Annotated in this window: 22 protein-coding genes; 1 reads left to right on the forward strand and 21 read right to left on the reverse strand. The window is 32.6% G+C overall.

What is annotated here, in order from left to right; translation table 11 throughout:
* Positions 1–332: 332 nt before the first annotated feature.
* The 15 genes from ACAG39_01800 to ACAG39_01870 all read right to left on the reverse strand — a co-directional run bounded on the left by ACAG39_01800 (position 333) and on the right by ACAG39_01870 (position 17,845).
* Positions 333–2,036, reverse strand: a complete 1,704-nt coding sequence (locus ACAG39_01800) for an ATP-binding protein (GenBank protein ID MEZ0535963.1) — start codon at positions 2,034–2,036, stop codon at positions 333–335.
* Positions 2,030–3,184: a hypothetical protein gene (locus ACAG39_01805; GenBank protein ID MEZ0535964.1), complete on the reverse strand. Its 1,155-nt coding sequence runs from the start codon at positions 3,182–3,184 to the stop codon at positions 2,030–2,032. Before ACAG39_01805 ends, ACAG39_01800 begins: the two co-directional genes overlap by 7 nt.
* Before the next feature lie 37 nt (positions 3,185–3,221).
* Positions 3,222–4,346, reverse strand: a complete 1,125-nt coding sequence (locus ACAG39_01810; GenBank protein MEZ0535965.1) for a hypothetical protein — start codon at positions 4,344–4,346, stop codon at positions 3,222–3,224.
* A gap of 237 nt (positions 4,347–4,583) precedes the next feature.
* Complete coding sequence (locus tag ACAG39_01815) at positions 4,584–11,579, reverse strand: hypothetical protein (GenBank protein ID MEZ0535966.1); 6,996 nt, start codon at positions 11,577–11,579, stop codon at positions 4,584–4,586.
* Between the two features lie 20 nt (positions 11,580–11,599).
* Complete coding sequence (locus tag ACAG39_01820) at positions 11,600–13,180, reverse strand: hypothetical protein (protein ID MEZ0535967.1); 1,581 nt, start codon at positions 13,178–13,180, stop codon at positions 11,600–11,602.
* Positions 13,181–13,427: 247 nt separating this feature from the next.
* Positions 13,428–13,982 (reverse strand): hypothetical protein, encoded by a 555-nt coding sequence (locus ACAG39_01825; GenBank protein ID MEZ0535968.1) that lies wholly within the window; start codon positions 13,980–13,982, stop codon positions 13,428–13,430.
* Entirely contained in the window at positions 13,954–14,724 is a 771-nt protein-coding gene (locus ACAG39_01830) for an ImmA/IrrE family metallo-endopeptidase (GenBank protein ID MEZ0535969.1), read from the reverse strand. Before ACAG39_01830 ends, ACAG39_01825 begins: the two co-directional genes overlap by 29 nt.
* Complete coding sequence (locus ACAG39_01835) at positions 14,717–15,073, reverse strand: helix-turn-helix domain-containing protein (GenBank protein ID MEZ0535970.1); 357 nt, start codon at positions 15,071–15,073, stop codon at positions 14,717–14,719. The genes ACAG39_01830 and ACAG39_01835 overlap by 8 nt, the downstream gene beginning before the upstream one ends.
* 254 nt (positions 15,074–15,327) lie before the next feature.
* Complete coding sequence (locus tag ACAG39_01840) at positions 15,328–15,558, reverse strand: YgiT-type zinc finger protein (GenBank protein ID MEZ0535971.1); 231 nt, start codon at positions 15,556–15,558, stop codon at positions 15,328–15,330.
* Positions 15,555–15,875: a DUF4258 domain-containing protein gene (locus ACAG39_01845; GenBank protein ID MEZ0535972.1), complete on the reverse strand. Its 321-nt coding sequence runs from the start codon at positions 15,873–15,875 to the stop codon at positions 15,555–15,557. The genes ACAG39_01840 and ACAG39_01845 overlap by 4 nt, the downstream gene beginning before the upstream one ends.
* A 65-nt stretch (positions 15,876–15,940) precedes the next feature.
* On the reverse strand, positions 15,941–16,363 hold the full coding sequence (locus ACAG39_01850) for a type II toxin-antitoxin system death-on-curing family toxin (GenBank protein ID MEZ0535973.1): 423 nt from the start codon (positions 16,361–16,363) through the stop codon (positions 15,941–15,943).
* A complete protein-coding gene (locus tag ACAG39_01855; protein MEZ0535974.1) occupies positions 16,360–16,539 on the reverse strand; it encodes a hypothetical protein in 180 nt (59 codons plus the stop codon). The genes ACAG39_01850 and ACAG39_01855 overlap by 4 nt, the downstream gene beginning before the upstream one ends.
* Before the next feature lie 97 nt (positions 16,540–16,636).
* Positions 16,637–17,047 (reverse strand): hypothetical protein, encoded by a 411-nt coding sequence (locus ACAG39_01860; GenBank protein MEZ0535975.1) that lies wholly within the window; start codon positions 17,045–17,047, stop codon positions 16,637–16,639.
* 267 nt (positions 17,048–17,314) lie between these two features.
* A complete protein-coding gene (locus ACAG39_01865) occupies positions 17,315–17,482 on the reverse strand; it encodes a hypothetical protein (protein MEZ0535976.1) in 168 nt (55 codons plus the stop codon).
* A 42-nt stretch (positions 17,483–17,524) separates the two neighbouring features.
* Positions 17,525–17,845, reverse strand: coding sequence for a hypothetical protein (locus ACAG39_01870; protein MEZ0535977.1), 321 nt, complete (start codon positions 17,843–17,845; stop codon positions 17,525–17,527).
* A 577-nt stretch (positions 17,846–18,422) separates the two neighbouring features.
* Between ACAG39_01870 and ACAG39_01875 the strand changes: the two genes are divergently transcribed.
* A complete protein-coding gene (locus ACAG39_01875; protein MEZ0535978.1) occupies positions 18,423–19,784 on the forward strand; it encodes a glycoside hydrolase family 5 protein in 1,362 nt (453 codons plus the stop codon).
* Positions 19,785–19,996: 212 nt separating this feature from the next.
* Here ACAG39_01875 and ACAG39_01880 read toward each other — a convergent pair whose 3' ends face one another.
* The 6 genes from ACAG39_01880 to ACAG39_01905 all read right to left on the reverse strand — a co-directional run bounded on the left by ACAG39_01880 (position 19,997) and on the right by ACAG39_01905 (position 23,949).
* Entirely contained in the window at positions 19,997–20,275 is a 279-nt protein-coding gene (locus tag ACAG39_01880; protein ID MEZ0535979.1) for an HU family DNA-binding protein, read from the reverse strand.
* Between the two features lie 30 nt (positions 20,276–20,305).
* A complete protein-coding gene (locus tag ACAG39_01885) occupies positions 20,306–20,875 on the reverse strand; it encodes a hypothetical protein (protein MEZ0535980.1) in 570 nt (189 codons plus the stop codon).
* Between the two features lie 61 nt (positions 20,876–20,936).
* Positions 20,937–22,238 (reverse strand): RNA-guided endonuclease IscB, encoded by a 1,302-nt coding sequence (gene iscB, locus ACAG39_01890; GenBank protein ID MEZ0535981.1) that lies wholly within the window; start codon positions 22,236–22,238, stop codon positions 20,937–20,939.
* 443 nt (positions 22,239–22,681) lie between these two features.
* On the reverse strand, positions 22,682–23,179 hold the full coding sequence (locus ACAG39_01895; GenBank protein MEZ0535982.1) for a hypothetical protein: 498 nt from the start codon (positions 23,177–23,179) through the stop codon (positions 22,682–22,684).
* 4 nt (positions 23,180–23,183) lie between these two features.
* Entirely contained in the window at positions 23,184–23,426 is a 243-nt protein-coding gene (locus ACAG39_01900) for a hypothetical protein (protein ID MEZ0535983.1), read from the reverse strand.
* Complete coding sequence (locus tag ACAG39_01905; GenBank protein ID MEZ0535984.1) at positions 23,401–23,949, reverse strand: HD-GYP domain-containing protein; 549 nt, start codon at positions 23,947–23,949, stop codon at positions 23,401–23,403. Before ACAG39_01905 ends, ACAG39_01900 begins: the two co-directional genes overlap by 26 nt.
* Positions 23,950–23,962: the final 13 nt, after the last annotated feature.

A 23,962-nucleotide genomic window follows, 5' to 3' on the forward strand; every position in this document is an offset into this window, starting at 1 on the left:
TATTCCCCCTAAAATTGTTCTAATAAATTTTGTTGCGAATTTTTTTGTAACTTTTGTTGCGAATAAGGTTATTTTAAACTTAATTTTACCATAAAACAGTCCATATTCGCAACAAAAGAATTATTTTGTTGCCTATTTTTTATCTCTTTATAATGTTTTCTATCTGCTATATAAAAGAAAAGAGGAAGTGAAAAATCACTTCCTCTTTTGCAGGCTATTTTCTTTATTTTTCTATTTTTTCTGTTTTAGTTCTGTATACTTTGATAGTCATGTTGTCTTTTAGCATTTGTTTCTCTAAATACTTATAATACTAAATCGTTTATTCTTCTTCGTTAAGGTCTTTTATAATATGGCTTTGGAAATCTTACTTTTACTGGTTGTTTAAATAATGGATGTAGCACAATTAATTCTCCTTTTTCAAGATTAGTTAAATTATTTTTCATTGTTGTAGGAATTGCTTTGTATGCATCACTACTTAATTCCATTGAACCTGTTCTCCCTAATATATGTGTTGAACAGTTTTCATTAACTTCAATATTAATTTGGCTTTTGAATTGTTCAGCACCTATTAAAGCAATTGATGAACTTCTGCCACGTGCTGATATTTCAATTAATTGTTCTGTTACAGATGATACTTTTATTGATTTCGGAGCATATTTATTAAGTTCGTCAACAAATATCAAAAATGGTGGAGTATCATCGTCAGATTCAATAATTCTTCTATCAATTGCCTTCATTACACAACCTATAATAAAACCTTTTGTATCATCATTTATATTAGCAATATCTATGACTGCTACATCGCCATATGTAAGTTGATTAATTTCTTCAGAAATATCTGTCTCTGAGCTTTGATTACTTAAGTTATTTACAAATAATCCTACATTCTTATTCATTGTTCTTTTTAAATGTCTAATAAATTTCCCTATCGATCTGATATTTATTTCATTTCCTAAAAAAACTGAAAGCGACATTTCTTTATTGCAATTATTAAATATTTTACTTTTAGATAGTATTTCCCAATTTGTTCTCAAAAAATTAATATCATTCTGTTTTTCGCTTAATCCATAAACAATGCTTTCAATAGTATATTCAGGATCGTTTACTTCAGAGAATAAAAAAGAAAGATTATCATTATTTAGAACATTTTTCAATGTAAAAGCATATTGCTTTACATTATTACTGTGTGGAATTCTATAACTATTAGGTTGTCCATTACCACCTCTTGGTAAGAAATATTTTATATTTGTAAATGTTTCTTTTTGTAAATTAAGTTTTTCATATAAAACTTCATCTAATTCATCAAAGTCTGTTGGCTCTTCATGAAGACTTAATAAGTCGTCTTTTTTAACATTAAAAATTATAACACAAGGTTTTGGTTCACTTTTTTGAAGTATTGATTGGATTATAAACATTGCATATGATGTTTTTGTCGCTAATCCAGAAATACCAGAAATATTAATATGGGCTCCTTCTGGACCAAGAATATAGTCTTTGTCAAAAAATAATGGAATAAAATCTCCATTTGATTGTAGAATAACTCCTGCTGGTATTTTCTTTTCTTCTTTTATATTATCACTACCAAGAGCTTTTTCAACTTCTGAAGCAGTTGAAAAAGTAACTTTTTTTTCATTTGGAATGGGCATTAATACATTTATTTTAATGTTCTTATTTTGGTATTTAGGATGGTCGACACCTGTATTTTGCATTACAAGACATCGAGCTATGTTTGATGATATTCTAACAGTATTAGGAGATGTATCAACATTTCCGAAATCATTTGATACATAATTTGTTAAATGCGATTCTGCATCAGTAACTGCAGAGATACTTCCTACAATTCCAAATGTTTTTGTATTAAATTCCTGTTCAACAGTTACAAAATCAAAAGGATTAATTAAAACTCCATCTTTTATCCAAAAGCTAAATTCACTTTCAGTGTTAGCACTTTCCTTCGTAACAGATGTTTTACCAATTATTATTTCATTATGGTTTATAATGCTTTCATTACTCTCATTTTTATCTTCAATCACCATTTTATACTCCCCCTTATATATAGAATACTTTTCATATTAGTTTTCATAAAATCTTCTGTTTTCGCTATTGGATATATATTTGATGACCATCTATTATTTGGATATGAATTTACAAAGGTTTCATATAAAATAGCAGAGGAAATATTATTTATCTTATCAAGTAACTTTTTAACTTCATCAATACTTGATTTATAAGATAAAATTTCTGGGTCAAAATTTTTAGGGAGAGGAAATTCAATTTTTACTATTCCTTCTAATGGTTCTGACAAGTTTTTTCTTTTAAATATTCTTATATACCAAACTAAAACATTCACATTTTCTTTTTTAAAAACAACTGTTCTTTCTGCATAGTCGAGAGCTGATAATAAAGTCCCAACTTTCATAACATCTTGACCAAATCTTAATAATGGTTTAAAACTCGGAGATTTTGTTAAGGCTATAATTTTATCTGATGCAGAAGTTACAAATTGTATATTTGAAATAGAACCATCTATTATTGCCATATAATTTGTTTTTTGAGTTTCTATTTCTTTTGTAATTTCATTCATCACATCAATTTCAATTTCGTGCATTTTATATCGTGCTATTGCTCCTGCTCTTTCCCTTAAATCAATCGGTAAATCATTTTCAGTTTTATAATTTGTTGAATCAACAAATAATATGCTATTATTATTAATATTAAGTAACTGATTTAATAAAGTATCAGGAACTAAACTAAATGGAAAGATTAAATAGTTTTGGTTTTTAAATAATTTTTTGTGTAGTTTATGCATTGAATCTCTTTCTAAACACGCTGACGCTACCTCGGTAAACATAAGAGGAAATACATTTGGATATACAACTTCACCTAAATAAACGGTCTTTAATGTTCCATCTATAAAATACTTAAAAATGTTTCGACTTTTTTCTTCCTTTTGAACTTTTATTTTAATTCCATTTTTATTAATTTTACCATCTTTAGTTATACCTTGATCTTCAAAACAGATAAATTCTTCATTATTTTTTACAGTCATATCGTCGTCTTTTCTGTCAATATCTGTTGGTAATAATTCTTCGCTTAAATATTCTATACCAACATTTTGTAGAGTAACATTATCTTTTATTCTATCAATAATTGTTCTCATATTAATTTTCCAATCATCAGGCATTACACCACCTCCTATATTTAAGTTATCAAAATTTAATCTACTTATTTTTATTAATTTCTCTTAAATACATTGCTTTATCAAGTGACTCTGCTTCTATAATTTTCTTAATAAGTCCATCATAAGGTGGGAAAGCTCCATGTGAACCTAAAACTCTTCTCGCTTTTGCTACCATTTCAAGAAGTTCTGGCGTCCATGAAGTTGCTACATATTTGTCCTTTTCTAAAGAGTCATTTGGTTGATATCTCATTGGATATGCCACAATCCCTAAATCCATAACATCTTTTAATCGTTCTAAGAAATCATCTGGTGTATCTTGAAAATTATAAAGCATATATACTAATATTTTTCTTTTTTTGATACCTACTTCAGTTAAATTTTGAACAGCTTTAAGTAAATATTTTCTATCTTCAATTTTATCGTAAGCAAGTCTAATAAGGTCATACTTTAAATTAGATATTTTTTCTGCAAAAGGTAAAGTTAATAATCTAGCATCAAGCCCTTGATTAAAATCAACTTTTACTTTTTTACCTTCTATATTTCGATATTTTTCTAAGAACTCAAAAATTTCTAACTTGTAAGGTGATGCCAAAAAATTATTGTCCCAAAATATAATCCTTGTATATTTAGGATTTATAAGATGTGATATTGTATTTTTTGCTTCATATTGAGACTCAATTTTCCATACAACACAAAAAGGACATCTTCTAATACATCCTCTACTAGAAAATAATATACTTCCATCCCATTCAGGAACTAATGAATAATCTGGACATATATCTTCTGCTTCAGGTATCACCCTCTGCCAAATGTAATCAGGTCGGATTTCATATTTTGCATGTTCAGGCATAAGACTTGCATATATACCACCAAGTATAATTGGTGTTTTAGGAAAAAGCGTTCGATAATATTCAACTGCTTCTTTTACTTTTCTCCAACCATAAGTAAACAAGCTTGTAACAAATATAATGTCTGGTTTTAATTTTGGTTGTTCATACGGAGAAACTAATTCGGTTGTATATGAATAGCTTTTAACTAAAGAACTTATTTTAAGTAAACCCAATGGTGGATATGTTGAGTAATATTTAGGTTCTACTAAAAGGCAATGTATATTTCTTTTTTTATTTGTTAGCCATTTTATCAAGTCTAAAAGTTCAGCATTCATTTACCTGCAACTCCTTTATTTACTATTAATTTTATCAATTAACATTATATTTTTCAACATATTTTTCTGAAAAATAAATAAAGGGTAGTCACAATCTTTCCCTTTTGAGCTATTTTAGATAATATCTTAACTATTAAGAAAATCTTGTTTATAACCTTATTCAACTACTGGTGGTATAATATATGGTTGCTTTAACATTCTATCTGTTATAAAAAAAGCAGGGTTAAATACCCTGCTTTAAAAACCAGCTTGAATTACTAACGAACCATTTATTGTTATCGGTAAATCTACATCTTTTGTTGTGTCTGTTCCATCTGCATTTTTCTTATATGCTCTTACTTTAATCCATAACTTATCTCCTATCTTGAAATATGGGACACGTCCATACATTGCCATTGCTTTATCTTTATTGAAGGTTGGATATTGGGTTAAGTTCCAATCTGACCAGCAATATACACCTTCCCATAGATTTTTTGCTTGATCTCCCCAACCTAATCCTTCGCTATAATCATTATTCCTTACAAATGAATTATCATGATTAATAATAAATCTTACTTGTAGCTTTCTATCATATACATCTGAACTCCAATCCATGCTATTTGGGGGTTGAGTAAAACTTTTCGCTGGATCAAGTTTTGTATGAATGTTGGTTAAAACCATTGATTCTGCAATAGTTTTAGCTTTTATATTACACTCCCAATAACCAACAATAGTCTTCGTTACTGGTGTTCTATTTGGTGTATATACTACTGTGTCTACTCTATCAAACCATGCATCAATCTTATATACATACCCAGTAGTTTTAGCTTTAACAACAATTCCCTCACCAATTAGAACTGTTGAGGTTTTCTTTGTTGTTAAGTCTACTTCTGATTTTCGGTGTGCTCTTTTAGCAATTTTTTCAGTCCATGCATTAATTGTTATCGTGCTACTTAAATTATACACTTGTGTATACCAATTGCTCCATAATGGAGTTAATTTTGAACTCCTTGCTGTTGGATTGTCTAGAACTCTATATCCTATTTCATATTGCCCATCATAGATATATCCTGCTTCTTCAAGTGTATTAGGCAAATTGTTATAATACTTAGTTTGCCCATTAAACTTAATATACCATTGTTCAGCGTTTTTGGGGTCGCTGTCGGGGTCGGTGTATGTTGTTGTCGGCTTTAGCTTTGTCCTAAAATCGTTAATTGTCATTGTGAATGTTCCTGTCGGTGCATTATTTGTTGCTTCTGGTTGCTGTGTTTCGGTGTATACTGTGAAGTTTTTACTTGCTATTGCTGAATAATTACCTGCTGAATCTTTTACTTGTAATTTTGCAATATAGTTGCCTACACCTAATGTTGCAATATAGCTCTTTACATTTGCTATGTTGTTGTTCCCTACTTCTGCGAAATCCTTATTGACTGTGTTGTCGCTGTTGTAAATCCACCAGTGCCATGTTGTAATTGGATCGTTGTCTGGGTCGTAGCTCTTGTCTGTTAGGTTGCTTGGCTGGTTGCCTTTTAGAATCTCGGAATCATTCGTAAAATCAGCTACTGGTGGGTTGTTCGATACACTTAAATCAATCATAGCTATCTTTGGCTTGCTCCAAACACCGACACCACCTGGTCCGTCGCAGTCCTGTACTTCTAACTTGATGAGGTATATCTTGCCGCTCTGTAATGTCATGCTCTGCAGGTTAGCAAGTGTTGTGTCTATCCAGCTGGTGTCGTCAAGCGTCTTGTACTGCCATTTCCATGCTATGATTCCTTTGTCGCTTCTGTTATACTGGTGGTCGGGGTCATAGCTCTTATCAGTGATTGTTACCTTCCCAGTAGATTTGTTATAGGTTGCTACAAAGTCTGCAATTGGTCTTCTGTGAACGTAGAGCACCATCTGTCGTTCAAGCTTTGACCAGAGCTTGTACTCATCAAAGTCGCTTGTCCCTGGTGGTGGATTGTCCTGTACCTGGAATGTTACTGTGTACTTACCCGGTTTTGGGAATACTTCAATTGGTGTGTTCAGCCATATACCATCAAACTCTGCTTTGCCAAGGCTGTTATCGAACACTGTTTCATCGTGTTCATAACGCCATCTCTGATTGATGATTGGGTCGTTCTCATAGTCTTCCCAGTATGGATAGTAGATGACCTTTTCCTCATTGGCAAGCACATACTGTGGGTCAGGTGTAATCTGCGTGTTGGTGTATTTTGCCTTGATTTCGTTCAGTGCCTGGTCTAAGGTTGCTATTGCATTGCCTGCCGAGTCGTAGAGTTTACCGTCGGTTGCATTGGCAAGCTGACGTAGAGTTAAATCTTGAGTAGCATTAGAAACGTCACTAATATTCTTAATGTTTGTATCTAATATGCTACTTGGTACTACCATGTAGACATCGGTATTCTTGTCCATTAAGAATCTTAAAAAGTTCTTTGTTATGCTACCAAATGGATAATAGTTTGTATTCATAAAGTTGGTCGAAGTAGAATCCGTTAAAAATATACAAATATTGTCATCATTAGAGGATGAAAATAAAATAGAAGGAGTAACACCTAATATATCTTTAGTAACATACGTATTACTAGTTTCTTGGTGGTCAAAGTATAAATATGGGTCATTGACTGCTACAAATTGGTAACCCTGAATGGTACGAATATACTTAAGGCTTTGGTACATATATTGTGCCAAAAGCCACTCGTCATAACCAGGAAACGGATTAACAGTAGGGTAGGAAAATAATACATCGCCAAGATCCCAACGGTCATGTGCATGATAATAATATGAATAATAGGTTCCATTGACGTAGTAATTAATAGTATAATCCACAACTGCTTCATTAAAAATGTAGTCCCAATAATAATTTGATGTTTGATTGTGGATACTGATTTTGTTTTGGTCCAAGTACTCACTATAGATTTTTGAATCTTTGTATTCAGAAAAGCTTTCTTGTCGTGTTATTATAGGTATTTTAGATGTTACAGGATGTCGTACACTTCCTATTGAATTCCACCAATTACCCGTCAGCTTGTAAATAGTTGTGTCTTGCCAACCCTGTATACAGTTTTGTCCTTTGTATATATATTGTGTCATTGTAGTATAACCCGAATACTTACCTACAACTGTTTCCATGTTGTTGATACTATAGTTTATGTCTACTCCATACGAATAGATTTGTGCCTTCAAATTATCTAGTTTTGATTTTATTGCATTAACATCCGATAAATCTGTTTTGTCTGTTAAAATTGTTAAATTAATTTTTTTCCTACTTACTTTACTTGTTCCCAAACTTGTAATAGGTGCGATATTTATAACCTCGGCAGTTACCTTATTTTCATCCCAGTCATATGTGTTGCCCTTCTGCAGGTCATATACGCTTACCCAGTTGCCAACCCCTGTCAGGTCAAGCCCTTCTCTTACAACAAGTGCAACTTTGTATCTGCCAACATTAGCTGTTTTGAGCGTAATTGCCGTATTGTTACCCGTATCAACTGTTTCAATATCAAAGTTCTGCACTGTACCCCAGTCCCCTACTGCCTGCCATGTTCCGTCTGCTCTGCGGATGTACCAAGTTTCATCATCGAAGTTGCCATCGTTGTTGGAGTCATAAGCGTAAAACCACGCATGTTTTGCAATTGCATCACCATCAGGACTGTAACTTGTGCTGTTAATCTGTATTGTTGCTTGCGAAGAATCGTTAGGATCTCTTATTATCTTTGTTGGCATTGTAAAGCTAGCTACTGGTGGCTTATCTGGCTTGACGGTGATTATCCTGCTGGTTGACTGTGTATTCCCATAGCTGTTGGTGATGGTAAGTGTTGCTTTTATTTGCCCCTCCTTTTTGGCTATTATTTGGACCTGCTGTGTTCCTGTTGTTGGGTCAATTACAACAATATCACTTGAACTCAAACCACTATAAGGTTCTATCTTCCACTGTGCTTTATCCCACAGGATTGTTGCACGTTTTGAGCCTGAGTATGAGCTTAGTCCGTCTAATAATATCTTTCTATTACTTTTCAATTCTCCACTTACATTGATTTTTGGTAGCGGTAAAGCTGGAGCAATTGTAATATTTGCTTCTCCGATATTTCCTGCTCCAATTTTATCCACAGCAATTCCACGAATTTTATATACTCCTAAAGTATCAGTCCAAAATTGCATAACTATTAAGTTATCAGAATTATACAAATACTGTACATCTTTCATTGGGCACTCATTGTCTAATATTTTTACTTTTACATAATCCCCATAAACCACGTCTTCATCATAACCACTTACACTAATGGTAATATCATCGCCTTGTGCAACAATACCTGGGACTGTTACAAAACATTTTGGTGGATGATTTGCATAGCTCCTGCTGACTGCAAATACCTTCTCATCCGTTCCTTCCTTGTATGTTCCATCTGTGAAGTACACAACAGCTTTATATGCAAACTTGACGAGTCCATCCTTGTTATTTACAGTGTATTGTCTGCTGTCAGTACTGCTTATCGGAATCTCCACAGACGTGTTTCTTGTGTAGTATGTTGCCATCAAATCAGAAGGTGTATCACGTCCGACATATAGTTCCCATCTTGCAACTGTTCTACCGCCAGTGTCTGAGATTGAAGCTCTGATACCTGTTTTAACCGTGGTTGTGTCGGGGGTAATTTCACCTGTGAAGGGATTGAGTGTTGCTGGTACTGTCATTGGGTCAAGCAGTCCTTCACATGTTACATCTCCTGCTGGTGGCTTGACTGTCGGCACTGGTTTGTCTGTGGTATTGACTATGATTTTAACTATAAGTGTTTTCTGACCTGAATCAAGTTCATCGCCAGTAGCTGGTTGAGCCTTTGCTCGTGCTATGAATGTTAGTGTTTGACCGTTCATATCTTTTGTGAGTTTCAAGGTTCCACTTGTTGGATATGTTTTTGTTGCTGTTACACTTGCCACATCGCTGGTTGTCTGGTATGTGGGAGATAACAGCGACTCTGTATCCTGCCTTATCCATACACGCCACAGCTTGATTGTCTGTGTCTTATTAGGTATTGTTGCTACTGCCTTGAGAGGTATTGTAACACTGTCGCCTTCGTTACCAACAATCTGCGTTGGTCCAGTAAAGTCAAGGTTGATATCCATCTTGACGTTTACAGGAACCTCAACCTCAACTGTGTTGGACTCCTTTTTTGTACCGTCGGTGAAATACAGTGTAGCGGTTACATCAAATGTTTCTGTTGTCCTGTCTTTGTTTGTTGCAATTGGTATTGAAATGGTTGTACTTGCATTTTTGCTGGTTGTTGTAACAGTGCTTGTACCTGTTTCTGATGTATTTTCGTTATGCACAGCGGTGAATACCCACTTCTGGATTGTTTTGTTGCCAATCTCATCTATATTAGCATTCGCAGTAATTTTGACTGTATAGCTCTTTGGAGTTCCACTGCTATCAATACTGATTCTGTCTGCCGTAGATGCTGTTAGTGTCGGTGTGCCTGTCTTTGTAACTATATCTACTTTAGCTTTTGTGTTTGCAGAACCCCATCCTGACCAGTAGTATTCGTTTGAGTTCCCTATCCTTTCAAGTTTATATCTAACCTTGCCATAATACGCTGGTGTTCCCTGGCCTGTACCGTCTGTTTTGAGCGGTATCTTGCTTGCGTCATACTGGAATGATTTTATATTGTCAAAGCTGTAGCTTGTGCCTGTACCGTTTGAGATTGTCTTTGTAATTACATTTCCTGCCGGTGGGTTGCTGGTGTCAATATAGAACTCCATTGCTGTCACCTGATAGCCTGCTGGTGGTGATGGTACTGTAACTTTTGCACTGATATTGTGAGTTACGTACTGGCTTGGACTGTACTGTCCGTTTGTAATTGTGATGGTGCTCTGCGAAGGTGTTACCGAAAGCTGGAGCTGGGGTGTTTGCAAAGTGGGTTGCTTTGTTATCTTTATTGTCTGTGAAGCAGAGTTGTAAGAATCTGTATGGTAACCGGCAGTGAAAAATACTCTGACTTTTGCGCTGACTGTTATTGTGTTATCACCCGTTTGCAACAGGTCAGCAGGTATTGTAAGGTTGTAGTCACCAGTACTGCTTGTGAATACAACATTGTCTGATTGCTTGTCCACGTGTGAAGCCTCTCTATATTGGTTTTCACCTCTTATGCCTTTGTATATTAGCTGGTCTGTATAATCAACACCGTTTATCTTGAAATAGTTGATTACTGTGAAATACCTTGCGTCATCACGATTGAATATCCAGCCCAGAGTAGTTTGAGGCAAACTGCTGTGATAATCAGTGAATACTCCTTTGACACTCAAATTCAACGAAAATGTGCTGTTTTTAGTCGGGTCGAGCACAAAGGCACTGCCATCTGATGATTTTGGTAAACTTGAACCATATGAAATGCTGTAGGCTGAAATCTGCTGTTGTGAAGGCAATATCTTGTTTACCGAACCTGCAAACTTGACGCTGTATACCTGCCCATTTTTCCTGAAAAACAGATAAAATGCTGCTGTCCCCTCTTGTGGTGAACCATCTATAACACCCTTGCTGAAAAGCAAACCTGCATTGAGCCAGCTTAAATCACCTATTGTATGCCCAGAAAGTGATGAGTTAGAGCTTATCAACTTCACAGTTGGACTTGTTCTAACATTGTTCCATATGTCTGTTTGAATAGACGAATTATACTGTGATGAATCGTCGGTGCTGATAATCCCAGCAAACTTCTGAGCAACATCGCTGTCTGTTTTGGATGCAAGATTGGACAGTGTCAAATCAGACCACTGCAAATTGTCATCACCTGTTGCTACCCAGTAGGGGTCTTGAACTTTTCCCCCGTCTTTATCAAACCCCATATACTGAAAGACAACCCTTGTTGCACCTGCTGTCCCAGGTGTTACTATTGCACCGTTTTTCACATACCAGTAGCCTACTGAGGAAGGCTTGGACTGATTTCCTGGTATGCTTGTTGGCAGTCCATAAACTGCTTTTCTATAATCTATTGCAAGTTCTGTATTGAGAGAGTATGTGCCATAACCACGTACTGTCGCAGTTGATGAAACATTATTATTAAATATATCTCTTATGACATCTGCCCTTGTTATTCCTTTATAATTGTCAAATCCTAACTCAAAATAATTATTCGCCACTGCACTGTAATCAATTGCATATGCCCGTGTTGAAGGTACAAACTGCACTACTAACTCAAATATAAATACCAATACTAAAAACAAAGCAAGGGATTTATATTTTCCCCTGCTTTTAAATATTATCATTTTGATCGCCTCCTGAAATATTAAATTGTTCCATCATACAAAGATATTAGATTTGACATTGTTCCAATAGAACCATAACCACGATAGAATACTATTCCTTTTGGATCAGATGTAGCATTTACAATGTTAAACTTTTGAGTAAGGTCATACTTTACATATAACAACTGCCACAGTTCATCTATACGATACGTAACAGTCTTTCCTACGTGATAATATAGGACATTGAACTCTCTGTTAGGCTCGGACCCGGTTCTCTTTTTGAAACCGTAGTTATAACCATAATCATCTATAGTGTCCTCTTTAAACGTCAAATCATCAAACACCACTCTTTTACTCTCATCAAATACCCTTGTTATTATGTCAATCGCTTCTGCTCTTGTTAAAAGTTTGCCTGCATTAAATCTTATATCTGGCATGTCCATTTTGGGAGGATAGTGTATAATTCCATCAATATTTTTTAATAGTTTAAAACTTTTAAGCACTTTCTCATCAACATTAGCTTCTGGTGTAATGATACCTAAATCAGCAAGCCTCAACATTGGTTCTTGATATAAGGTTGGTATCTTGCCAAAGTCGTTACAGAAGTATTTAAATCTTGTGTAGTCAAGAGGAAACTTTCTTGGTATCTTCATAAGCCATTTGTTCAGTGCCTCATTTGTTATTGGATTGAGTTCTGCTGTCCACTGCCAGTCATTTATGTTTGTGCTCTTGTATTTTCCAAATTCAACATAGTTGAGAAATATTTGATAGTAATTGGGTTGTTCAAATTTACTTATGGATTTCAGTGTGAAAAAGGTATAACAACCTGAGAAAAACTCATGAGCTTTATCTACTGGTTCATAATGAAGTGTATAAAGTTGTCTGTTCTGGGCTGTTGTAAGGAATTCTTTGCTTGATATTGCAGGAAAACCACCTAACAAGCTGTTGTGCCCCAACACCCATACCTGAGCTTTTAGTCTTTCTGCTGGCAGGTCAAACTTGACTTTGTCAGGATTTTCTCTCATGAACCTCTGCAAAACCTTCGACCAGTCAAGCGGGAGGAAGTAATCCTTGAGTCTGTTCCATACATGCACTGTCTTGACTGTACCGTCTTTGTAATACTTGTCAATTACAACCAAATCATAAGCCATTACAGCGTATTTGGAGTTAAACCGTGTGTATGGGTCGCCCCAACCACCATTATCACCAGGACCCCATGCAACGTATGCACCTCTGAAATTGTGAGTAGGGTCTCCACCTGTCCAGAAGGTATAGTCTACTGGTGAAAGTACCACTGTCTTGACTGGTATGTTCTTATCCTTCAGCTCTGGCACTGCATTGATTAACTTCCACACAATATAGCTTGCCTGTGCTCTTGTAAGCGGTTTGTCCTTTTTGACTTCTCCTGGTATCAAGCCCATGCTTACTGCCTTTCCCCAGTAGTCCAAAGGCTTGTCTGGCTTCACTTTAGTGCCCAGTAGTAGTGATGTTACAAACTCTTTTGCTGTTATATACTCTATCTTGTTTGTAACTGTTGAAATTGCCTTTGATATTGTTCCTGCTTGTGCTGGTATTGATAAAAACATTGCTAATACAAGGATTACTGATATTAGTTTTTTCATTTGCAATCAACCTCCTTATTATTGTTATACCATGGTTTTTAAGTTTGTTATGGTAGTTTATATTTTTTTGTTTACTTTCTAATTATATTTTACCATATACCACTTCCAAATCTTTTATACTTTTTTAGGTTTACTTGTTTTATTAGTTATTTCATAAGGTTTACTTGTTTACTTTTATTTTTTATATCAAGTGATATAGTTTAATAAAAAATAACCGTAGCAAGTTTTGTTGACTATGGTTATTTTCTTATAATCTCCCTTGATATTTTCTTATCACTTCTTGAAAATCAAATGTTGACAGCTTTCTTTTTGTTGCCTTCATTTTTGACAAAATATTTTGTCCTTGAACAGCATTAATATAATTTTGTTGATATGACATATAAAGAATAATTTCGGTTGTTATAAGCGGTGGATGGTCTGGTTTGATATTAGGTAATACATCTCTTAGATTATTACTGGCTAATGTTCCGTTAAGATATTTTGCTAATACAATTGCTGAAGCTTCACCTTTCCCTATTGAATTTTGTTTACTTATGTCAGTTAGTTTTTCGTATTCTTCGGCTATTGGTGAGAATAGCGGTATTTCTTTGATTTGATATTGTTGTGTATTAACTTTTTGTTCTATGTTTTGAAATACGAATTTATACGCCTTGTAGTTCAACATTCTTCGTATTTCGTTATATACAATCATTGGTATTACTATATTGTTAGAAAAAAGATTATCCAAAATATCAAGCCTGTTAATCCATGAAAAAGAGCATAGGCAATCATTATCAAATACTATCGGCATCTTCAAATTCATTAATTTCACCTTCTGTATCTTGAGTAGGTTCAAAAACCATATGTGCATATCCGCCTTCTATGAGCAATTCTTCATATTTACCATATGATATTTTACCTGCCTCAAGTAGCTTTTTTGCAAGTTCAGCATATTCCGAATAAACTTGTATATTTTTATCTGCTGTACTTTTGTATAGTTCTATCGGATAACCATATTCCCTTGCTTTTGTAATTATATTGTGTTTAAATTCCTCTTTTTGCTGTTTGTTTATTAATTTTAATTCCTCTAATCTTATTAACATACATTGATGACTGACTCCGAAATATTGTTCTAAAAAAATAATATCAGTGATGTCAATTCCTTTTCTTTGTTTTCTTTTTTTATATAAAACATACTCTACTGCCTCTCTTGGCAGTAGAAAATTAAGTGCAAATATATTTGCCTCTCTTTCTTCTGGGTTATCATCTACAAATTTATTAATTGAGCATATTCTGTTTAAAGCACCATTACTATATTTGTAATGATAGTATTCATGTGTTGCAGTAAATCTTTGATGTCCTAAAGTTTTTCTTGAATTAATTACTATAAGATTTGCTTTATCTTTTCTTAGAAACAGTCCGGACATTTTGTCGCTCATTTCTTTAAATACAAGAGATATTCCTTCTACTTCATAAAGTATTTTAAAAATATCTGCCGATTCATAAAAAGCAAGCCCAAGTTCCTTTCTTGTCTCCATTGCTTTTATTACTGCTTTTTCACTCATTATCTATTCCCTCACTCATTTTATACATCATACTTAAATTCATTATAAATTCATTTGCAAAAGCAATGACTTCTAAGTCCTCATCAGAGATTTCATCTGCCCTAAAGTTTATTGCAACCTGCTCATCTAAATTTTCTCTGTCGTCCAGAAGATAGTTATAATCACAACCATACAACCTTGCAAGTTGTTGAAGCATGTCTATACTAATTTCTCGTTTACCGTTTTCATAGTAGGAAAGTTGATTTTGAGTAATACCTAAATATTTTGCTACTTGTTCTTGTGTTAAACCCCTCATTTTTCTAATTTCTTGTAATTTAATTCCTATTTTTTTATAAATTTCATTATTCATAACAAACACCTCTATAACATTTAAGTTATATTATTTTATTATTATGTTTATTATTATACCATAATTATTATATTTTTATATATATTTTTGGTTCTAATTTAATTCTCATTTTTATCATACTTTTAAGGTTTACTTGTTATATTAGTGCTTCATAAGGTTTACTATGTTTACTATTTAGCTTAAAATAATGTTGTTGCACAAAAAATAACCACAATGAGTTTTTGCTCACTGTGGTTAACTTCACTGTATTATTTTTATGCAGCTATTTCTGAATAATTTGCAATAACTATTTCTGTCTTGTTTTTTAATAGTTCGTCTACTATTTTTTCAAGTTTAATAGCTGTTTCATTATCAATAAAATACTCACCGCATTGTTGACATACAAGTGCAGGAACATTTTTAATTATTATTATTTTATTATTAATGTCAATAATATGATTTACTTCTCCTTGTTTTAGACTTGCTTTACACAAAACACACTTCATTTATTATCTCTCCTTGTTTTATAATCTTCCAACCATTCATCAAGAGTAGGGAAATAAGAAGTTATAAACCATACAAAGTCATTACCAATAGAACAAATGACATGAATTGGTTTTTTCTCATTAGTATACCCTAATATTAGGCAACTTGGAAAAGGATAGTCTTTTTCGTAGATTTCAATAATCTCACCGTTATTTATAGCTTCAAAAACGTCATAAATTGTTATACCTCTTTCTTTCATTCTTATCATCATATGTCCGCACCATTGTATTTTTTCTTCTTTAGCTAACTTTCTAATTTCATCTATCCCTATACTCATTAATCTTACTTCTCTCCCCTTTCTGTTTTTATTGGCAAACTACCAAAGAGGAGTTGCTTTGAAGGTTATTTCTTCTTATGCTTAATAATTGTTCGTTTTGTTTTTATATTTCTAACTGTATGTGAGATAATCCATTCTTTAATTTCTTCTTTTTTATATTTATTTTGAGCAATATTGAGGGCTAATTGAACTAACTCATCATCGGAACAATTTATTGATATATTGTTTATATCACATAAAACACATAATAAAGCAACACCTATTCTTTTGTTTCCATCAATAAAAGGGTGATTTCTTATTACGCTATAACAAATCATAGAAATTTTATCGATATCAGTAGGGTATAATTCTTTTTCATCATATGTTTGAAATGCATTTTCTATTGATGAATACAATAGGTTTATATCTCGAATTCCATGTAAACCACCAGTTTTATTAATTATAATTTTATGGAATTCTATAACTTTCTCAATTGTTATTCTTTTCATTTTTTTGCAAGTTCTATTAAAGCATTTTTGTGCTTATTCATAAAATTACTTATTGCTTTATCTATTCTTCTATCATCTTCTTCTATTTTTTTTATTTTAATATACCTTAATATTTTTCTTTGTTCTTTTTCTGATAAATCGCCTACATTTTTATAAATTATTTTTGCTAAACTCATATCAATTTCCTCTTTTTTAAGCATATTTCTATTATAATTATACCACAAAGTCAAATAATAAACATACACAATAATAATAACTCATTGTTTTGCAAATCTATAATATAATTCTTTCTAACATGTGTTCGTGTATTTTCTTCCAACACTCATAACGATACAAGTTGTCTATATTTAGCTTTCCTAATGGTGTTCTAAACATTTCTTCATTTGCATTGACTGCAAAAAGCCATACTCTTGTTTTATGATGGTTATTTTCTATGATTACTTCAGAATGAACTCGACGTATTGTTTCTTCTGGTTGCAATAATCTTTTCTTGGTTTCTGAACTGGTTTCTACTTTTACCTTTATGCCATTATCAAGAACAACCCAATCCCTTTTATATTTAAAAGTCCAATCAAGTGTAATTGGCATTTTTTTTAACAACAACAAATCATAGTCTTTTATTGTCCCAACCCGTAGCAAGCCAATTTTACCTGTGAACTTTCTTTTTTCATTATTTATTGACATTGTAAAATCAAAATTGTAATGTCCAGGCTTTCCTAAAGCCTCTAATGTTGTATAGACATCTTCTTTTAATTGTATTACTTCAGCCTTAATCTTAGTAACTCCTATCCTCTTTGCTAAACATACTCTATGCTTACCTTCATCTACCCAGTATTTCCCATTATATTCTATTACTTTTATTTTATCTTTATCATAAAAAGGAGTAATGCCTTGTTTAAATTCTTCATAAAAACATTGACATCTACTTGATTTAATGCAAATATCGAGATATTAAGAATCATTTGCTGTTTTTTCTAAAGCCTCTAATATTTCTTCTTCTGTGTGAATATAGGGGTTTAGTCCAAGTTCAGTAAGAAGCAAACATCTATTGCCTAATTCAGTAGGGAATTCTACAATATCAGAAACATTGATAGCTTTTTCAATACATTCTTTTGACATAGAGTTAACTCCTTTTTCTATTTTTGTTTTAATATATATATTTTAAATCATTCGATCTTTCTGGACAACATGTGTAAAATATTTGAACCAATCATCATAACTTCTTTCAAGTAGTTTCATTTTACAGTTTGGATATTTTTGATTCATCTCTTGTATTGCATTTATTATACCACTATCCCATTCACCACCAATTGGTCTTAATACAATCTCACCTTCTTGAGTTACACCAATTAACAAAGCAAAGACTCTTTTATCTGAAAGAGATTCTATAATCTTTTCAATTTCTTGAGGTTTCATAAAAATATCTCCTTTCTTTAATTTTTCTTTTCTAAATAAAAATAAAAGAGATTGCCTTTTTTCCATGACAGCAACCTCTTTATTATCACTCCTTGTTCCATTGTTGCTATTTATATAAAAAGCCTTATATCATCAGCGTATTGATATGGTATTAGTGATTAGAAGGTGTTTCAATCCATTATAAAAGTATCTCGAAAATCAAATATTGTTATGTTTTTTGTTTTAATTATTTATAGTATTATTATATTCTATTTTATGCATAATATTTTTACATTATTTATATAATAATATTGCTAAATATAATTCTTAATGTTACGATTATTTTATATGGTTTTTTTATCGTTTAAAATGTATATTTTGCAAAAATTAATTATTAATATTTTTATATTATATATAATTATTATTTAATAATACAGGGGACAAAGGTATTTAACAATATTTCTACAAATTTTTTAGTAAAATAACTTATAAATAGTTGTTTTTTAAAAATCAATATATAATTATAGTGCATATACTATACAAAATTATTTTATATTTTTAGTTATATATTTTACTTTCTTTATATTATTACATGTCAATAATAAAGCTTACATATGGGGAGACCTTTATCAATAATATTAAAATAAAAAAAGGAGGTAAAATTATGAAATTTAAGAGAATTACACTATCATCATTATTGGTTATTGCACTTGCAATAGGTATTATATTTTTTAGCTACAATAAAAACATAGCTAAGGCTGCCCCTTCCACTTCAGGTATTAAAGGGGTTAATAATCCGCATATCTGGTTTGATAGCCAATCTTATTCAGCTTTAGACACTATTAAGAATAATGGGTTTAATACTGTAAGAATTGTATGGCAAACCAGTGGTTCAGGTTCAAGATTGAAACAAATCATAGACCGATGTAAAACTTTAGGTCTAAAACCTATTCCAGAATTGCATGATGTAACAGGTGGAACAAATTCAAGTGATATTGATAGAATGGTAAATTGGTGGATAAGTAACAAGTCTTATATATCAAGTGACGTATGGATTAATATAGCTAATGAATGGGGACCAGCTAACAGCACAACGTGGAGAGATACTTATAAAAGTGCTGTGCAGAAACTTAGAAATAATGGTATGAGTAATACAATAGTTATTGATTCAGGTGGATGGGGACAAGATCAAGATGATATCTTGAACTATGCATTAGATGTTCTTAATGCCGATCCTAATAAAAATGTAGTATTTAGTATTCATATGTATGGTTCTTGGAATGATAATAGCAAAATTTATAACTTTTTAACTAGTTGCAAAAATAAAGGGATTCCAATTATGGTAGGAGAATTTGGTTATAATTATAACAATGGGAATAATAATCTTGGTTGCAAAGTAGATGCAGCATACTTAATGAATACCTGTAATAGTCTTGGTATTGGCTATATTGCTTGGTCATGGTGTGGAAATGATTCGGCTAATGCGTGGCTTGATATGACACAATCAGATTGGACCACATTAACCTATTGGGGTAATTTAGTTAAAAATGGCGGTACCAGCAGTAGTAGCATTATCTACGACTTTGAAAACTCAACTCAAGGATGGACCGGAAGTAATATAAGTGGTGGACCGTGGAGTGTAACCGAATGGAAATATAATGGTAGTTATTCTTTAAAAGCAGATATCACTTTAAAGCCTAGTAACCAATACTATTTAAAATTAACATCAGATCAAAACCTATCTGGAAAATCAACAATAAAGGCGTATGTTAAACATGCAGCTTGGGGCAATGTAGGAAGTGGAATGCAAGCAAAATTATATGTTAAAACCGGTAGCAGTTGGACTTGGTATGATGGAGGGGCTGTTAGCATTAATAGTAGTAATGCTTCATTAGTTCAAATCAGTTTGAGTAATGTAAGTAATTTAGACCAAGTAAGAGAAATAGGAATTCAGTTTATTTCAAGCTCAGACTGTGCTAATGGAGATGCATGTTCAATATATGTTGATTATGTTGTAATCCAATAGATTTTATACTTTAAAATAATATTAGGTATTTTTTAGTTAAATAATCAAATGGTCTCCCCATTTTTTATATTTTAGAATGTATCTGTTCTTACAATACTATCATAACTTATCTTACATCTTTATCAGCTTTACTTGCAAGATTATCAGAAACTGACACTCTGTGCATCTAAAATATTTTATTATCTATGTAAAAAGGCAGGATTTACCCTGCCTTACTTTGTTATTACAGCTTCTTTCAAAAGCTTGCCTACCTTGAATACTGGAACTTTTGTTGCTGGTATAAGTATTTCTTCTTGTGTTTGTGGATTTTTGCCTTTCCTTTCTGCTCTTTCTCTAACTTCAAATGAGCCAAAACCAACTAATTGAACTTTATCATTATTTTGAAGTGCTTCTGTAACTGAGTCAACAAATGCGTTAAGCAATTTTTCAGTGTCCTTTTGTGTTAGTCCACTTTTTGTAGCCATTGCTTTGATTAATTGTTCCTTTGTCATTTCTATTTACCCCCTATGTTTTTTATATAATCAAGCATTAGCTTGATTATTGCCGACTATTTTATTTTGTAGTTCTATAAGTAGTATTTGATATTTCTCTTGAAACTGCTGGGTAAGTTCTCTTTCTTTTTCAAATAGTGCTTTCTCTTTTTCATATTCTATGTTCTTTATGCTTTCTTTTAGCTTGCTTATTTCTTCTTCCTTTACTACCAGTAGTTTTTTTAGATTATCTATATTTTCTTTTTCTGCTTTTAGGTTGTCTAATTCTTTCTTAATTGTGCTTATTGCTTGTTGCAATTCTTGAATTAACTCATCTTTTGCTTTTAAAGTTTCTCTGTATTCTTCTTCTTTTGCTTTAGTTATATTTTCAAATCTTTCTGCCATGTTCACATATATTGTATTTATTCTATTTAGCAGTATATTTAATTCGTTTATGTCCTCTGCTATCTCTGGTATCCTTTGTTTTGTCTTTTCTAATTGGTATAAAGAAACTAACTGCTTCATAAAGTCCTTTCCTGTTAGTCCCGATTCTTCAAGCAACTTTGCGACCTGTTCTTTTAATTCCTCTGGTATTTTTACCGACCATGTAGTATCTGACATTTTTACTTTCCCCCATTAGATTTACTTTTTAATAAGTCAGCAAGAACTCTTGTGACTTTAGTCATGAGATGAACTGCTGACAAATATAGTTATTGCTTCTGCTTAATAAAACTATCTCTTTGGGATTAATTTGTTTGTATTTCTTTGAAACCTGCAAGTAGTTCCCATCTATATCTTGAACATATACCCATTTGCCTGTAAAACCTGAAATATAACCTATTTTGTTAATAAGGGGTATATATACTCTATCCCATAAACACCACTTCTTACTGTTAACCACTATTTCCTTTATATTCTTGTTGTTACGTTTTGCTTTTCTGTTTGGTTCTTTCCTACCTTTGCGAGGGATTTCTTCGTGTAGACTGCGTTTCTTTTTGCGAACTTGCTTTACAAAATACCATGTGTCATCCTGCCATCCTGGTTTTATCCCTGCAATTGTAATAGCATCGTTTATATGCGACTTTTCCAATCCCCATTCTTTGCGTGTTCTTCTGGTATACAGTCCAAACGTATATCTTGTAGGTGCTATCTTCTGCAACTTCGGGACAAGGTAATCTTTTAAAACATTCATGAACACTGTAGGACGAAAATCCTTGATTGTAGGTGGTTGCTTCCCAGTAAACTGCTTATAACTCATATTTCCTTTTGCTATATTATGGGCATCACAACAGCACACCAAATTTGATGGATTGTTTGTTCCTCCTCTGCTCCTTGGAATAATGTGATCTACTGTCAATTTGCCCGAACATGGTATATCAGGTCTTAACTTGGCATAATGACATTTAAAACCATCTCTGATTTTCACATACTCCTTAACACTGTCAAATCCTTGCATTTCTCCTTGTTGATATTCTTTCCCATATATATTAGGATTTTGTAACACTTGTGTATCAAATTGCCCTACTTCTACTTTGATTTCTGTTATCGGAATTATCTGAGCAAGTTTTTTGATGATATTGTAATGTGCCTCTACTCTTGCCCTTATAGATGGTGGTAACCATTCTTCATGTCTTTTACGGTTAAGAAATCTTGGTTTGCGATAACGTGTTTTTCTATTTCTTCTTGTTCTTCTGAGCCTTCGTCTTATTTCTATGTTTTCTTTTATGTCCTGCCTCAACTCTACTTGTGCCTTGTAAATTATTCTGCCGTCTTCAGTTGTAACTGCTATACCAACATTTTTACTTCCTGCGTCAATTCCTGCTATACACTTCTGCTTATATCCGCTACTTCCATACAAAAGTTGAATCGTGAAAGGTTCTTTCTTAACCACTTTTGCTTTTCCCTGTTTCAGCAGTTTTCTTGCCTTTGAAGGTTTACATGGCATTAATGGTTTGCCATGCTTGTTAAGTACGAACACTATCATAAAGTATTCCTCCTTTTGGAGTTATTTGCCCATCCCCAATGTTATTCCTGCTTGTTATGTCTACTGCACTGTCCCTACCCCACAGAACTGTTTAGCAAGTAGACGACAGAGTTTGGAACTTGGGCATCATTCCAGAGTGTCATCACAGGAATAACGTAGCCCCGTCTGGTTTACACCAGGTGGCTGAGGGTAGTCAACCCAAGGCTCAAGCCTCCGACTTTAGTCGGGGGTAGTTGACCTTTCTTATTTAGTTTTCCTGTTTGATATAGATACATTATAAACACCTCTTATATAAGGTTTATCTCCTATTGCTCATATTTATATATAGTTTACTTGGTTTACTTTTACCTTATATTTATATTATATCACATATTATTATTTTTTTATTATTTTTTATAAAAAAATAAGCAAGGTTTTATCCTTGCTCTTGGGGGAGTATTGACTCATTTCTCGTATACTTCTTTTGCAAGTTCTGTATCAAACATGGATATAGCTATAAAAATAAATACGAAATACAGGAAAAACAATACTATTGGTATTATTATTGCCTCTTTGCTTGCTTGACTGGTTATGTCTTGTGTTATTGAGTTGTTATTAAATGGTTTTGCTCTTTGAATCCATTTTTCAATTTGTTTGCTTATTAAGCTATATGTCATTTCGTTTTTATACCCTGTTATCTTTATTTTGTATCGATTTGTAAATTTATCATCAAATACATATAGATAATTCTTATCCTTATAGAAATAATAACTATTATTGTTGACATTAATTATGCCTTTTTTAACTTCCAATTCTTTTGTGTTTGTTATCGCATTATACATAGATATTGAATATTTTTCACAATTTTCTGTTTTTCCATCATTATATATTTTAACAATAGCAAAAGTATATGCTATTGTTATCACAATAAATGTGATTATAACAATTAGTTTTGCTTTCACATTATCACATCTCCTTCTCTTTTTGCTGTTTCTCCTTTAACTGAATTAATTTCCCTACAAGTGGAGTTACAATCCCTAAAGATATATCTGAATACTGGAAACACTCCTTATAGTGAGCAAAACTTACTACAAAAAAATTTCTGTATTTAGCTGTTACTATCCCTATTTTTGTTGTTGTGCCTTCTTTCTTCCCTTGCTTTCCCTTGTTTCTTTCTTGTATTCTAACCTTCTGCCCGAGCCTTAACATTTTCACACGCCCTTTGTTGTTTTTTGTCGAATATTGTTTTTTCTAATGCATATAATAATTTTTGTTCATAAATGTTAAGCGTATATAATTCTTCTAATGCTTGCTCTTTTGTCTTTGGCTTCTTATAATACCTTGCAAAAGATGTCATCGCTTCAAACTTATCTGCAATTGATATTATTTGAACATTAATTGCTTGACTTTGTGTATCGTTGTGATGATTCAAAGCTATATGTGCGTATTCCTTTAAGTTTAGAGTTGTTAATATCATACTTCCATAATAAGTATGGTTTTTTATTATTTGGAGTTCTTCACTTGTCAACTGTATAGATTTGTCTAATAAGCTGTTGGGAAGTAATATTTTCCCTACATCATGCAAAAGACCTGCTGTATAAAAATAATGGCAGTCATATTCCAATTTTTCTGCCATAAGTGAAGATAACATTGCTACATTTAGCGAATGAGTGAGAAGTGTAGGGTTCTTCTCACTCATTAATTGTATTAATATGCTTATGCTTTCGTCCATTTCTGCACCTCAA

This window comes from Caldicellulosiruptoraceae bacterium PP1 (genome assembly GCA_041320695.1).
In the GTDB taxonomy this organism is placed as follows: Bacteria; Bacillota; Thermoanaerobacteria; order Caldicellulosiruptorales; family Caldicellulosiruptoraceae; genus JBGGOQ01.

Coding starts and splice junctions, on each gene's coding strand:
- ACAG39_01800 (MEZ0535963.1), bottom strand. CDS start 2,036: ATGGTGATTGAAGATAAAAATGAGAGTAATGAAAGCATTATAAACCAT.
- ACAG39_01805 (MEZ0535964.1), bottom strand. CDS start 3,184: ATGCCTGATGATTGGAAAATTAATATGAGAACAATTATTGATAGAATA.
- ACAG39_01810 (MEZ0535965.1), bottom strand. CDS start 4,346: ATGAATGCTGAACTTTTAGACTTGATAAAATGGCTAACAAATAAAAAA.
- ACAG39_01815 (MEZ0535966.1), bottom strand. CDS start 11,579: ATGATAATATTTAAAAGCAGGGGAAAATATAAATCCCTTGCTTTGTTT.
- ACAG39_01820 (MEZ0535967.1), bottom strand. CDS start 13,180: ATGAAAAAACTAATATCAGTAATCCTTGTATTAGCAATGTTTTTATCA.
- ACAG39_01825 (MEZ0535968.1), bottom strand. CDS start 13,982: ATGAATTTGAAGATGCCGATAGTATTTGATAATGATTGCCTATGCTCT.
- ACAG39_01830 (MEZ0535969.1), bottom strand. CDS start 14,724: ATGAGTGAAAAAGCAGTAATAAAAGCAATGGAGACAAGAAAGGAACTT.
- ACAG39_01835 (MEZ0535970.1), bottom strand. CDS start 15,073: ATGAATAATGAAATTTATAAAAAAATAGGAATTAAATTACAAGAAATT.
- ACAG39_01840 (MEZ0535971.1), bottom strand. CDS start 15,558: ATGAAGTGTGTTTTGTGTAAAGCAAGTCTAAAACAAGGAGAAGTAAAT.
- ACAG39_01845 (MEZ0535972.1), bottom strand. CDS start 15,875: ATGAGTATAGGGATAGATGAAATTAGAAAGTTAGCTAAAGAAGAAAAA.
- ACAG39_01850 (MEZ0535973.1), bottom strand. CDS start 16,363: ATGAAAAGAATAACAATTGAGAAAGTTATAGAATTCCATAAAATTATA.
- ACAG39_01855 (MEZ0535974.1), bottom strand. CDS start 16,539: ATGAGTTTAGCAAAAATAATTTATAAAAATGTAGGCGATTTATCAGAA.
- ACAG39_01860 (MEZ0535975.1), bottom strand. CDS start 17,047: ATGTCAATAAATAATGAAAAAAGAAAGTTCACAGGTAAAATTGGCTTG.
- ACAG39_01865 (MEZ0535976.1), bottom strand. CDS start 17,482: ATGTCAAAAGAATGTATTGAAAAAGCTATCAATGTTTCTGATATTGTA.
- ACAG39_01870 (MEZ0535977.1), bottom strand. CDS start 17,845: ATGGAAAAAAGGCAATCTCTTTTATTTTTATTTAGAAAAGAAAAATTA.
- ACAG39_01875 (MEZ0535978.1), top strand. CDS start 18,423: ATGAAATTTAAGAGAATTACACTATCATCATTATTGGTTATTGCACTT.
- ACAG39_01880 (MEZ0535979.1), bottom strand. CDS start 20,275: ATGACAAAGGAACAATTAATCAAAGCAATGGCTACAAAAAGTGGACTA.
- ACAG39_01885 (MEZ0535980.1), bottom strand. CDS start 20,875: ATGTCAGATACTACATGGTCGGTAAAAATACCAGAGGAATTAAAAGAA.
- iscB (MEZ0535981.1), bottom strand. CDS start 22,238: ATGATAGTGTTCGTACTTAACAAGCATGGCAAACCATTAATGCCATGT.
- ACAG39_01900 (MEZ0535983.1), bottom strand. CDS start 23,426: ATGTTAAGGCTCGGGCAGAAGGTTAGAATACAAGAAAGAAACAAGGGA.
- ACAG39_01905 (MEZ0535984.1), bottom strand. CDS start 23,949: ATGGACGAAAGCATAAGCATATTAATACAATTAATGAGTGAGAAGAAC.